This window comes from Oenococcus oeni DSM 20252 = AWRIB129, assembly GCF_000372485.1.
Taxonomy (GTDB): Bacteria; Bacillota; Bacilli; order Lactobacillales; family Lactobacillaceae; genus Oenococcus; species Oenococcus oeni.
Genome location: NZ_AQVA01000010.1, coordinates 22440 through 35536, shown reverse-complemented (window position 1 = coordinate 35536; position 13097 = coordinate 22440). Strand labels below are relative to the sequence as shown.

13 protein-coding genes and 1 tRNA gene are annotated in these 13097 nt (G+C 40.3%); 4 read left to right on the top strand and 10 right to left on the bottom strand.

Features of this window, described 5'->3' with window-relative positions; translation table 11 throughout:
* Positions 1 to 2: 2 nt before the first annotated feature.
* On the bottom strand, positions 3 to 617 hold the full coding sequence (locus tag A3G9_RS0107345) for a metallophosphoesterase (RefSeq protein ID WP_002820598.1): 615 nt from the start codon (positions 615 to 617) through the stop codon (positions 3 to 5).
* 114 nt (positions 618 to 731) lie between these two features.
* Between A3G9_RS0107345 and A3G9_RS0107340 the strand changes: the two genes are divergently transcribed.
* From A3G9_RS0107340 to A3G9_RS0107325, 4 genes are all read left to right on the top strand, one after another.
* Positions 732 to 2027, top strand: coding sequence for an NCS2 family permease (locus A3G9_RS0107340; protein ID WP_002817343.1), 1296 nt, complete (start codon positions 732 to 734; stop codon positions 2025 to 2027).
* 131 nt (positions 2028 to 2158) lie between these two features.
* A complete protein-coding gene (locus A3G9_RS0107335) occupies positions 2159 to 3118 on the top strand; it encodes a thymidylate synthase (protein WP_002818663.1) in 960 nt (319 codons plus the stop codon).
* 34 nt (positions 3119 to 3152) lie between these two features.
* Positions 3153 to 3224 (top strand) — tRNA-Gly (locus A3G9_RS0107330).
* A 26-nt stretch (positions 3225 to 3250) separates the two neighbouring features.
* Positions 3251 to 4132, top strand: coding sequence for a YitT family protein (locus A3G9_RS0107325; RefSeq protein WP_002818662.1), 882 nt, complete (start codon positions 3251 to 3253; stop codon positions 4130 to 4132).
* Here the strand turns inward: A3G9_RS0107325 and A3G9_RS0107320 are convergent.
* The 9 genes from A3G9_RS0107320 to lysA form a co-directional block, all read right to left on the bottom strand.
* Positions 4115 to 4663, bottom strand: coding sequence for a 5-formyltetrahydrofolate cyclo-ligase (locus tag A3G9_RS0107320; protein ID WP_002817346.1), 549 nt, complete (start codon positions 4661 to 4663; stop codon positions 4115 to 4117). The genes A3G9_RS0107325 and A3G9_RS0107320 overlap by 18 nt on opposite strands.
* A 13-nt stretch (positions 4664 to 4676) precedes the next feature.
* Positions 4677 to 5921, bottom strand: coding sequence for a serine hydroxymethyltransferase (glyA, locus tag A3G9_RS0107315; RefSeq protein ID WP_002818655.1), 1245 nt, complete (start codon positions 5919 to 5921; stop codon positions 4677 to 4679).
* A gap of 104 nt (positions 5922 to 6025) precedes the next feature.
* Positions 6026 to 7198, bottom strand: coding sequence for an aminotransferase class I/II-fold pyridoxal phosphate-dependent enzyme (locus A3G9_RS0107310; protein ID WP_002820601.1), 1173 nt, complete (start codon positions 7196 to 7198; stop codon positions 6026 to 6028).
* Entirely contained in the window at positions 7198 to 8298 is a 1101-nt protein-coding gene (locus tag A3G9_RS0107305) for an aspartate-semialdehyde dehydrogenase (protein WP_002817349.1), read from the bottom strand. Before A3G9_RS0107305 ends, A3G9_RS0107310 begins: the two co-directional genes overlap by 1 nt.
* A gap of 5 nt (positions 8299 to 8303) precedes the next feature.
* Entirely contained in the window at positions 8304 to 9062 is a 759-nt protein-coding gene (dapB, locus tag A3G9_RS0107300; RefSeq protein WP_002818653.1) for a 4-hydroxy-tetrahydrodipicolinate reductase, read from the bottom strand.
* Positions 9059 to 9937: a 4-hydroxy-tetrahydrodipicolinate synthase gene (dapA, locus tag A3G9_RS0107295; RefSeq protein WP_002817351.1), complete on the bottom strand. Its 879-nt coding sequence runs from the start codon at positions 9935 to 9937 to the stop codon at positions 9059 to 9061. Before dapA ends, dapB begins: the two co-directional genes overlap by 4 nt.
* Positions 9934 to 11082 (bottom strand): N-acetyldiaminopimelate deacetylase, encoded by a 1149-nt coding sequence (locus A3G9_RS0107290; protein WP_002818652.1) that lies wholly within the window; start codon positions 11080 to 11082, stop codon positions 9934 to 9936. Before A3G9_RS0107290 ends, dapA begins: the two co-directional genes overlap by 4 nt.
* Positions 11082 to 11783, bottom strand: a complete 702-nt coding sequence (gene dapD, locus A3G9_RS0107285; protein WP_002817353.1) for a 2,3,4,5-tetrahydropyridine-2,6-dicarboxylate N-acetyltransferase — start codon at positions 11781 to 11783, stop codon at positions 11082 to 11084. The genes A3G9_RS0107290 and dapD overlap by 1 nt, the downstream gene beginning before the upstream one ends.
* Complete coding sequence (lysA, locus tag A3G9_RS0107280) at positions 11776 to 13059, bottom strand: diaminopimelate decarboxylase (RefSeq protein WP_002818650.1); 1284 nt, start codon at positions 13057 to 13059, stop codon at positions 11776 to 11778. The genes dapD and lysA overlap by 8 nt, the downstream gene beginning before the upstream one ends.
* Positions 13060 to 13097: the final 38 nt, after the last annotated feature.

Below are 13097 nucleotides of genomic sequence, written 5' to 3'. Positions count from 1 at the left end.
TATTAAGCTCTTTTAGCAAAGTCGTTTTTCTTAGCATTAACTAGATATTCAATCTGCTTCATTGATAAAGGCGCTCCAAAATCCGGCTGTCGGTCAGTTGGAAAATAATCAAAATCTGCAGAATCGATCCCAACATTGATATTTTCTTTAATATCTACCGAATTGTGATGAATGTGGCCATGTAAATTAATGCTATTAGGCGTGATACCGAAAATCAGAGGGTAATGAGTCAAAAAATATTGGCGATGATCATACTTGAAATATGCACCAACATAGTGAAAACTGAATTTAAGTTGTTGATTTTCAATTCGATAATTATTGGCTGCCAGATACTTAAAAAAATCCTGGCTGTCATGATTCCCTTTAACAAAAATAATGTTTCCATGCAGTTGCTTTAATATTTTCAGCATCTCTTCCTTACTGCCATGCTTATAAAAAATACCTATATCCCCACAATGATATACGGTATCGATTGGCGAAACAACCTTATTCCAAGCATCAATGATTGCCTGATTCATATCCTCGACTTGAAAAAAATTTTGTCGAGCCGGAGCAAAATTAGGATGGTTCATTAAACCTGCATCAAAAAAATGTGTATCCGATGTGACAAACTTCATACATTAATCTTATCAATCTGCAAGTAAATTTCTATTTTATTATCTGTTGATAATGTGAAAAAAATAATTTAAATGTTCGTGTTTTAGTGGTTAATAATCCCTTCTGGAGGGAAAATGGATCAATATTTCGAACTAAAAAAGAATAATACGACGATTGGTCGGGAATTTGTTGCCGGACTGACCACTTTCGTCTCGATGGCCTATATTCTTTTCGTTAACCCAAGCGTGCTTGGCGTTGCTGGAATGAATAAAGGTGCTGTCTTTGTCGCAACGGGGTTAATTACGGCAATTTCAACTATCTTTATGGGAATAGTAGCTAAGTACCCGTTTGCGATTGCACCCGGGCTGGGAATCAATGCTTTCTTCGCCTATACGGTTGTTGTTGGCATGAAGGTTCCTTGGCAAACTGCTCTGGCGGCTGTTTTCATTGCTGGAGTTTTGTTCTTCATCTTAACAATCTTTAAAATTCGTGAAATCGTTATTAACTCAATTCCACATGACTTAAAGGCTGCAATTGCTGCTGGAATCGGTTTATTCATTGCTTTTATCGGTTTCCAGGACGGCGGAATTGTTGCTTCGTCAAAAGACACAATGGTTACCTTGGGAAACTTTGGGACACCAACAACTTTGCTAACAATTTTTGGAGTTCTTTTGACTTTTATTTTATACGCTAGGCGCGTTCCAGCTGCTATTTTCTTAGGTATGGTTGGTACGACAGTTGTCGGTATCCTAACCGGATTAATCGCTTTGCCCAAGGCGGTCGTTTCTGCAGCCCCGTCTTTGGCGCCGACTTTTGGAAAAGCCTTGTCGCACCTTGGAGATATCAATACTTTTCAATTATGGATCGCAGTATTTACTTTTCTACTGGTTACTTTCTTTGATACAGCCGGAACCTTGGTTGGTTTGGCTAAAAACGCCGGATTTCTGAATAAAAAGGGCGAACTGCCTCGAGTCGGGGAAGCCTTGATGTCGGACTCGGTTGGAATGTTAATCGCGCCAATCTTGGGGACCTCGCCAACTTCTGCTTATATCGAATCTTCTGCCGGAATTGCTGTCGGTGGAAGAACCGGTCTAACTGCAATTTTCGTTGGAATTTTATTTCTTTTTTCATTGATTTTCAGTCCGTTGTTGGCGGTTGTCACTGACCAGGTCACTGCTCCAGCTTTAATTTTAGTTGGTGTATTGATGGCTTCGAATTTGGCAGACATCGACTGGAAGGATTTTCCAGTTGCTGCCTCTGCTTTATTGATTGCGATCGGCATGCCGTTAACTTACAGTATTTCAGATGGCATTTCACTTGGTTTTATCACCTATCCATTGTTGATGATCTTAACCGGTCGGGCCAAGGAGGTCACGCCGGTCATGTATGGCCTAGGAATTGTCTTTGTCGGTTTTCTAATTTTAGTTTAATTTAAAGGAATATCTTAAAAAAGTTCGTCTTTGACGAGTTTTTTTTATATATTTTGAATTTATAAATCTATTTTATTTCTAATTTCCGAACACGCTTGCGTGGAAACAAAAATATCATTAACATATTATTCATGAGCCGAAATGAAGAACAATACCTAAACCTTGCCCGACGTATTTTGGAAACCGGGGCCTCGAAAATGGATCGGACCAAGACTGGAACACACTCGATTTTTGGTGCGCAAATGCGTTTTGATCTCTCTGAGGGGTTTCCTTTGCTGACCAGTAAAAAAGTCGCATTTGGACGAATTAAATCGGAATTATTGTGGTTCTTGCGCGGTGACAATAATATTCGTTTTCTCCTGCAACACCACAATCATATTTGGGACGAATGGCCCTTTAAAAAATGGGTCGAAAGCAATGAGTATAAAGGCCCCGATATGACTGATTTTGGTTTGCGCACGCAAAAAGATCCAATTTTCGCCGAACAGTATAAAGAGCAAAAGAAAATCTTTGTTGATCGAATTTTAAACGATGACGAATTCAGCAAAAAATTCGGAACAATCGGGGATGTTTACGGAAAGCTTTGGCGTCATTGGCCGGATGCCAACGACGATGGCAGCGTAGACCAAATAACCCGTTTAATCAATGAAATTAAAGTTAATCCCAACTCCCGTCGTTTAATTTTAACAGCTTGGGATCCCGAAACAACGCCGTTTGCCACTCTGCCTTCATGTCATGTTATGAGTCAATTTTATGTAGTAGACGGAAAAATTAGCCTACAAATGTACCAAAGATCGGCCGATTATTTTTTGGGAGTACCCTTTAACATCGCCAGTTACTCGCTTCTGCTTTCAATGGTTGCCGCACAAACCGGATTAGAAGTCGGTGAATTTATTCATACGATTGGTGATGCCCATATTTACAATAACCACGTTGACCAAATTAAAGAGCAGTTGTCAAAACCAACACATAAACTTCCGACTCTGAAGCTTAATCCAGACGTGAAGTCAATTTTCGATTATGAAATGAGCGATATTAAACTTGAGAATTATATTCACGAAGATGTAATTAAAGCTCCGATCGCTGTTTGATATAATGATTTGCGGAAACTTTTTTCCGCTGTATGCGAACATAGTTCAGTGGTAGAACGCCACCTTCCCAAGGTGGAGGTCACGGGTCCGATCCCCGCTGTTCGCTTAAGCCTCATGTCATATACTTAGGACATGACTTCTTTTTTCAAGCAGATTAAACCATTAAATTTTGTTGCTTATACGATCGGCTGCGCTTTTTATGCGTTTGCTTTAATTTACGTTAATATTCCCAATAAATTGGCTGAGGGCGGTGTAACCGGAATTACGTTGATTTTTCGCGCTTTGTTTTCGATTAATCCAGCGATCACAAATATTATTTTTAACGTACCTATCTTAATAATCGGCTTTTTAAAATTAGGAAAAAGACAAATTCTATCGACTTTTTATTGTATTATCCTATTATCTTTTTGGCTATGGCTTTTTCAAAAATTCCCGATTTTAATAAATCTTGATCATGACAAGCTGATATCAGCTTTGTTAGCCGGCCTGTTGATTGGAATTGGACTTGGATTGGTCTTTCGTTTTGGGTCAACTACCGGTGGATCGGATATTATTGCCAGAATCATCGAACAAAAATTTGGTGTTACGATGGGAAAATCTTTGTTTGCAATTGATGCAATCGTCTTGGCGATGTCCCTGATTTACCTAAATTTTGCAGAAATGATGTATACATTGATTATGTCTTTTGTTTCCGCCAATGTGATTAATTTTATTCAGGATGGCGGTTACTCCGCCCGTGAATTCATGATTTTTTCCAGTCAACCAGCTGAAATCGCCGACAAAATCATGAAAGATCTCGAAAGAGGCTCAACATATATAAATATCGAAGGCGCTTATAAAAGAACTCCCGGTAAAGCAGTATATGTTGTTGTCGACCCATCGGAAGTCCGTCAGGTCAGAGAAATTATCGAAGAAATAGATCCTAAAGCTTTTGTTTCCATTAGAATAGTTTCCGAACAGTTGGGCGAAGGCTTTACTTACTTAAGAAAAAAACGCTCAATCTTTGGGCGTTAGAATTTTTTTTATGCGAATGTCTAATTTATCATTTGGTATATTTTCCAATAACTGATCTTTCAAGACCAAAGAAACCGTTCGGCCGGAATAATCAGCCAAGTAACGATCATAAAAACCAGCACCAAAGCCTAATCTTTTGCCAGACTTCGTAAAAGCCAATCCAGGAACAATCATCAGTTCAATTTCTTCTTTAGGGATCTCAACAGAAGTTTCAGGTTCCAAAGTATGAAATTTCCCCGGGGCAAGTTTACTTGTTTCGTCAAATTCAACAAAAATCATTTTTTTATCGATAATCTTCGGAACAAGAACCCTTTTGTCTAATTCCCACGCCTGTTTAACGATTGGCTTTGTATTTAATTCCAAAGGCAAACTAAGAGTTACAGCGATCGTTTCCGAATTTAGCCAATCATTGCTTTCAAAAAGAGCCTGATAGAGAAGAATCGATTGATCTTTCTTATCATCTGGGTCATAACTGTCTAAACGCTTTTTTTGCTGTCGACGTAATTTTTGTTTTTCTTCGATAATATTCATAGTTTAAAAATATTCAGAAGGGATTGGAATCAAAAGGAAATTTATCCATCAAATCAAAAACATCCCGCTTAATCTTTGTTAATTCATTTTTGTCATCATGAGCGTGAATAGCCCGCATAATCAAGTGTTCGATTTGCAGCATTTCGTTTTCTTTTAAGCCCTTGGTAGTCATGGCTGGAGTACCAATTCGAACACCGGAAGTGACAAAGGGCGAACGTTTCTCGTTCGGAAGGGCCTCGCGATTAAGAGTAATAGAAACAGAATCCAACAAATCTTGAACTTGTCGGCCATTTAAACCAGTCTTGGTTAAATCGAGAGTGAACATATGATTGTCAGTACCACCGGAAACAACACGCACATCCGGCTCTTTGGAAAAAGCATCGGCCATTGTTTTCGCGTTCTTGATGATCTGAGCAGAATAAGTCTTGAAATCAGGCTGCAAATCTTCATAAAAGGCCGCTGCCTTGGCCGCAACCACGTGATCCAAAGGGCCACCTTGTGATCCCGGGAAAACGGCCGAATTAATCCTCTTAGCATATTTTTCGTCAGCCAAAATCATACCGCCGCGAGGTCCTCGAAGAGTTTTATGGGTAGTTGTTGTAATGATATCAGCCAATCCAACCGGGCTTGGATGCAATCCAGCCGCAATTAAACCAGCAATATGAGCAATATCAACCATCAAATAAGCATTGACTTCATCAGCTATATCACGAAAAGCCTGAAAATCGATCGTTCGGGAATAAGCCGAAGCGCCGGCAATAATTAAATTAGGCTTAAATTCTTTTGCCTGTTTTAAAATCGCATCATAATCAAGTAATTCAGTCTCTGAATCAACTTTATAAGACTGAGCTTCGTACATTTTGCCTGAAAAACTAACACTGGCTCCATGAGTTAAATGGCCCCCGGAATCCAAGTTCATTCCAAGGATTTTATCGCCAGGATGCAGAAAAGCCATATATGCTTCAAAATTCGCGCTGGAACCGGAATGCGGCTGAACATTAGCATAACTAACACCAAACAGTTCCTTTGCTCGTTCAATCGCTAAATTTTCGGCAATATCGATATATTCATTACCGCCATAATAGCGTTTCCCCGGATAACCTTCAGAATATTTATTCGTCAAAACACTGCCCTGTGCTTGGCGGACAGCTTTTGAGACAAAATTCTCGGAAGCAACCAATTCAATGTTATGCCGCTGCCGTTCTTCCTCGCCCGAAACAGCTTTTGCCAATTGAGGATCCAAAAAATTTTTTGTCATCACTACTCCTTAAAATCCTTTTCAGTTTAGCATTTGAGAGATTAAATAGAATTTAATTGGTCAAGAAAACTGACAGAAAAATGTAATTAAAAAACAGCAAATAATTATGCCAAATAATTTTGTAAACGTCTCAAAGCTTCATGGAGAGTCTCTTCAGAAGCAGCGTAACTCAAACGCAGATATCCTTCTCCTCCAGGGCCAAAGCAAGAGCCGGGAATTAATCCGACGAGAGCTTTATGGGCAAGTTCCCTGGCAAAAGCAAAATCATCCTGGTTTTGATCGGCAGGAATTTTCAAAAAAAGGTAAAAAGCACCATCCGGGGCTGCTACATCAAAACCGATTTTTTTGAATTCCGGAATCAAATAATTACGCCGTTTCATATATTCCTGACGCATTTTTTCAGTCAGAGCATCCCCTTGATTCAGGGCAGCCACTGCACCGGCCATAGCTGGATTTGAAACGGCCGTGATTGCAAATTGATGAATTTTAACAATTTGAGAGATTAAATCCCTTGGCGCTGCAACAAAACCAATTCTGTCTCCTGTCATCGCATGGGATTTGGATACACCATTTAAAACAATCGTCTGTTCCGGAAGCAATGAAGCAATCGAAACATGTTTTCCGACATAATTAAGCGTTGAATAAATCTCGTCGGAAACAACTAATAAATTAGTCTTGGCAATTACAGTGGCAAGCTCTTTTAGCTGTTCAACAGAATAATCGACACCAGTCGGATTGTTTGGGTAGGTCAAAACGATTGCCTTTGCCCGTGGATGCTGCTCGATTGCATTCTGCAGTTTAGAGGGAGTTAAAACAAAATTCGTATCATTGGTCGGAATATAAACCATTTTCGTATGGTTAACATGAGCAAGCTGTTCATAAAGAGGATAGGCCGGCGAAGGTGCCAAAAGTTCATCACCTTCTTCTAAAATCGTTGATAAACTTGAAAAAATCGCTTCGGTCGATCCAACTGTCGACAAAATTTCGGTCCTCGGATCGTAATTTAAATCGTAATTACGCTTTAAAAAATCAGCTGCCGCTTTTAAAAATTCAATTGATCCACGCGCAGTTGAATAATGCGATTCATTATCTTCAATCGATTTAATCATCGCCTTCTTAACTAATTCCGGAGCATTGAAGTCGGGCTCACCCAATGTTAAACGAAGTAGTCCGTCAATTTTGCGGAATTCCATATCAACAGCACGAATTTTATTGGTCGTAATGTTTCTAACATCCGATCGAACACTATTAATGACGCCCTCTTTTAATTCTGGCATTAGTTCTCCTTATACATTTCGTATGATTTTTCCGGATCCGCAACACGTACAAGATCTTTTTTAACAAGTTCTTCGGCAATCTGCACGGCATTCCAAGCTGCCCCTTTTAAAAGATTGTCGGAAACAACCCACATCCAGTAGCTGCCATCATTTTCTAAGTCCGGACGAATCCGGCCAACGAATGTTTCTCGTTTGCCCGCCGCATTGATCGGCTGCGGATAAAGTTGTTGTGAAGGGTCATCCTGCAAAACCAAACCAGCACCATCGGCAACCGCATTTTGAATTGCTTCAGCAGAAGCTTCATTAGCCTTTTCAACTTGAAAGTAGACTGTCTCGCCATGGCCAACCGGAACAGGGACACGAACAGTTGTAGCTGTAACTTTAATTTTAGACGAATTCATGTCATCAAAAAAAATTTTTTTCGTTTCGTGAATCATCTTCCATTCTTCGTGAGTATAAGCGTCGTCTTCAAAAACATCGATTTGTGGTAAAAGATTAAATGCAAGTGGATAATGCTTTTCAGCCCCCTTAACAGGCAAAATTTTTGCCTGCATTTTTTGATCTTTTAAATACTCGGAACTTTCCCTTTCCAATTCATTCCAAGCAGATTGACCAGCTCCGGAAGCTGCCTGATAAGTCGAAACGATTACCTGTTTTAGACCGAAAGCATCAAAAATGGGTTTCAAGGCAACAACCATTTGAATCGTGGAACAATTTGGATTGGAAATTATCCCATGATGATTCTTTAAAACCCCGGAATTAACTTCAGGAACAACTAATGGAACGTTTTTGTCCATTCGAAAATATGAAGTGTTGTCAACTGCAACTGCGCCACGCCGAACTGCTTCCGGTAAAAAGCGTTTGGAAACCGATCCTCCGGCTGAAGATAAGACCAGATCAATACCGTCAAAAGATTCCGGTTTAGTTTCTTCAATCGTGTATTCTTTTCCTCTGAAAGTACTTTTTTTACCTGCCGAACGATTGGAAGCCAACAGTTTCAGTGACTTGACCGGAATTGTCGATTGTTCCAATTGTTCGCGCATTCTTGTACCGACTGCGCCACTCGCACCTAGAATTGCTACATTGTATTCTTTGACCATTTAACTTATTTCAACCCCATTATTTTATCTAATCCTACAACTAAACCTTGCTGTTGGTTAGCTTTTTTGATTGCTAATTCAACGCCAGGCATAAAAGACTTACGGTCCAAACTATTCTGTGATATCGATAAAGTTTCATATTCATTAACGAAATCCACTGATTGATAGGCGACATAGTCTTTTTTTCGCTTGGAAGTAATTAGAACCTTTTCAATAATATTTTTATCGCCGTCAGCTGACGTTGAAACAGTTTTCGTGCTGGCCCCATTATCTGCCAAAATTCCGGCGGTTATTCTGGCTGTTCCACTGGGAGCATCAAGCTTATCCGGATGATGAATTTCTTCGATCGAAACATTTGGCATAAATCTCGCCGCAATACCGGAAAAATACATCATTAAAACCGCCGAAATACTAAAATTAGGAGCAATAATGCCGCTAACGGAATTCTTATCGGCAAGCGACTTTAACTTTGTAATTTGATCGTTTTTTAGACCACTAGTACCAATAATCAGTGAAGTATTATGTTCAATCGCCCAGACAGCATTTTCAAAGACCGAATCCGGCTTCGTTACATCGATCCAAAGATCATAATGTTGATTTATTTCACTTAATTGCCGGAAAATTTTCGCCCTGCCGGAATAATTTTCCGGAAAATGTTCATGAACCAAAATTGCGTCTAAAGACCAATCCTTATGTTCGGCAATTAGCTTCTGGATCTCTCGACCCATTTTTCCAAAAGCACCAGCCAGTAAAATTGATTTCATAGCTTTAACACCTGCATAATTCCATCAGTCTGTGCCTTGTCCAAAGGAAGAATCGGCAAGCGGGGAATTCCAACATCAATTCCCGAACGCTTAAAAACAGCTTTTACCGGGGCCGGCGAAGGATAACTGAAAAGTGCCTTAACTCTCGGATTAATGAAACGGAAATCTCCGGCTGCTTTTTTAAAATCTCCATTATCAATTGCGGAAAACATATCAGCAAATTCCTTGGCATAAAAATGTGAAGCAACCGAAATTGTCCCTGCGCCGCCAAGAGCATAATTTAAAAATGATTGCCCGTCTTCTCCGGTATAAACGAGAAAATCTTTTGGAGCGTGCTCGATTAATTCAGACATATCATAATCGGAATTGCACTGTTTAACAGCGATAATATTTGGATGATCGGCCAACTTTAAAAGCGATTCGACCGTTAAAGCAGATATACTTCGACCGGGAATATTATAAATAACAATTGGAAGCGGGCTCTCGTCAGCAATAGTTGAAAAATGAGCAATCATGCCGGCCTGGTCAGGCTTATTATAATAAGGCGTGACGATCAACGCTGCATCGATTCCGTTAATCCGGCCCGCCTCTTTTGTAAATTCGATAGTTTCCTTTGTATTATTGGAACCAGTGCCGACAATCACTTTCGCTCTTCCAGACACAAAATCAACTGTTCTTTTAAATAACTCAATTTTCTCATCGTGGCTCAAAGTCGGTGCTTCACCGGTAGTACCAGAGATAACGAAGCCTTTTACTCCATCTGAAATTTGCGAATCAATCAGACGACGATAAACCTGAAAATCAATCCGATTGTTTTTATCAAACGGCGTGATAATTGCTGTCAATAAATTTGTATTTTCTAGTAAATTTGTCATTTTTGCATCCTCGCTATCAAAAAGCCCTTTATGGCCTCAACGCCCTTTGTGATTGCTGATTCATCCGGATTTAAATGGTCAGAATGCAAACTGTGCTTAGGGTCGTTAACACCCAACCAACACATTGTTCCCTCAAATTGATTCGAAAGAAAACCAAAATCTTCAGCAATCATCGCCGGTTGGACAATTTTGAAATCAACTCCATCGGCATTTTTCATATAATCGATAAAAAAGTTTGTCGTTCGTTCATCATTAACGACCGGCATATAACCGCCCTGACGAAAATTAATCTTCAATTCCTGGCCAAAGGCGCCAGCAATGCCCTCGGCAATCATGCGTATATGTTTTGTCATAATTTCCATGCCAGATTGGGTAAAGCTGCGGATTGTCCCCTCAATGTCTGCCTTTCCGGCAATAATATTCATCGCTTTTCCAGCATTAAATTTACCAATCGTGACGACACCACCTTCAATAGGATCGACATTCCGAGAGACCACCGTCTGAACATTCGTAACAAAATTCGCTGCTGCAACAATTGAATCCTTAGCATTTTGTGGATAAGCGGCATGGCCGGACTTGCCGATAAAACTGATACGCAGTTCATTTGAACCGGCAAAGAGCGTCCCTTTGCGACTGGCGATCTGGCCAGCCGGCAGCTGTGGGTTAACATGCAGAGCATAAAATTCGTCAGGAAGATATTCACCCTGAAAACCACCGGCGTCATAGAAACGCTTGCCACCGAATTCGTTTTCCTCGGCCGGCTGGAAAAATACTAATAAATTATCTTTTGGCTGATGCTCGGCGAAATAAGAGAGAATACCAAGCGCGACTGTCATATGAATATCGTGGCCACAGGCATGCATAACATGATCGTTTTTACTGGCAAAATCCAAACCAGTCTCTTCTTGAATCGGCAAAGCATCCATATCAGTCCGCAAAGCAATTGTCCTCTTTGGATCTGATCCAGCGATCCGAACTAAAAGCGCCGTTGGTATTTCTGAAATCGTTTCAATTGTCAAATTTTCTTGCGGAAATTTTGCAATCTGTTCCAGCAAAAACTGATGCGTTTTTACTTCCTGCATACCGATTTCCGGATTAGCATGAAGATGCCGGCGAATTTTGATTAACTGCTCGTCACTAAGCATCAAAGGCTCCTTAAGGCATCAATGAGGGCTGTTTTATTTTCTGTCTTTTCATCGATTTGTTTAATAACTTTAGCAGGAACGCCAGCCACAACCGTATGAGCAGGCACATCGTTAATGACAACCGCTCCGGCACCGACAACCGCACCATCGCCAATTTGAACTCCCTCGATAATAACCGCATTGGCTCCGATTAAAACATTGTCACCAACACGGACAGGCTGCGCAGAGGCTGGTTCGACAACGCCAGCCAAAACTGCTCCGGCGCCAATATGAGAATGTTTGCCAACAATTGCCCGGCCACCCAAAACAGCACCCATATCAATCATTGTCGCCTCTCCTATTTCGGCCCCGATATTGATCACAGCTCCCATCATGATGACAGCATTATCTGCTATTTTTACCTGATCGCGGATAATTGCCCCCGGTTCTATTCGCGCATTGATATCTTTAATATTGAGCAAAGGAACCGCCGAATTACGGGCATTGTTTTCAATTAAATAATCTTTTTTGTTAAGACCGGACAATAGCGGCTTAATATCACTCCAATCGCCGTAAAGGATTCCAAAATCGGAATTGGAAAAATTTTGGATACTAGTAGGAATTCGGCCATTCAAATGACCTTTATAAGTAACTTTAACTGCTGTTTGTTTTTTTGAGTTAGCAATAAAATCGATTATTTTTTGTGCGTCTAATTCAGTCATTTTCTACCTCGTAATTTAAATCAAGATGGGTTATATCTTCATAAGTCTCTCGTTTAACAACTAATTTCGCCTTGCCTTTTTCCGCAAAAACAACCGCCGGGCGTGGATTTCTATTATAATTGGAGGCCATCGAATAGCCATAAGCTCCGGTTGCCAAAACAGCCAGTAAATCTCCGGGATAAGTTTTGGGCAATTCCTGCTTTTGAATTAGGACATCTCCTGACTCACAATATTTTCCGGCTATTCGGACAACCTGTTCACTAGGGAGATCGACTTGGTCGACCAGAACAGCTTTGTATTCTGCTTGATAAAGCGCTGGACGAATATTGTCCCCCATTCCGCCATCAACCGACAGATAGGAACGAATACCAGGAATATCTTTGCGACCACCAATTGTATAAAGTGAATAACCGGCCGGGCCGACAATAGAGCGCCCGGGTTCGACCCAAATTTCTGGTAATTTAGCATGATATTTTCGACTGGAAGCTTTAGCCGTTTGACAGATCAAATGAATAAATTCAGCATTTGGAATCGGGTCGTCCGCGTCAGTATATTTGATGCCGAAACCACCGCCCACATCAATTATTTCTGCTTGAAAATGCCATTTGCTTGCGGTTTTAATCAACAAATCAACTAGTTTTGAATAACCACTGCTTTCAAAAATTTGTGAACCAATATGAGCATGCAAGCCCAATAAATTGAGATATTCGGAAGCCTGAATTTTATCAAAAGCTTTTTTCGCCTGACCAGAAGCCAAATCAAAGCCAAATTTGCTGTCCTGCTGTCCAGTTGAGATAAATTTATGTGTATGGGCAGAAATTCCCGGGCTTATCCGCATCAGAACATTTTGAGATATTTTTCTTTCGCTAAGAATTTCATTCAACAAATCCAGTTCATGAAAATTATCAACAATAATTGTGCCGATTTTATAGTCGATCGCCATCATCAATTCATCGGCGGATTTATTATTGCCATTAAAAGAAACATTCTTCATCGGAAAGCCGGCTTTGGCGATCGTTGCTATTTCACCTCCAGAAACCGCATCGCAATGAATTATCTCATGCTTTAAGACGTCGTAAATTGCGACTGTCGAGAAAGCTTTGCTGGCATAACTAATTTGGTAGTTAAGCTTTTCAGCATCAAAAGCTTCTTTCATGTCGCTGATAATTGAACGAATTTGGCCAACATCGTAAACATAGACCGGCGTTCCAAATTGTTGGGCGATTTGGTCTGCTGAAACACCGCCAATATATAGTTGATTATTTTTTATTTGCATAATAAAAACCTCCGTTTGCTAAACAAAACAAACGGAGG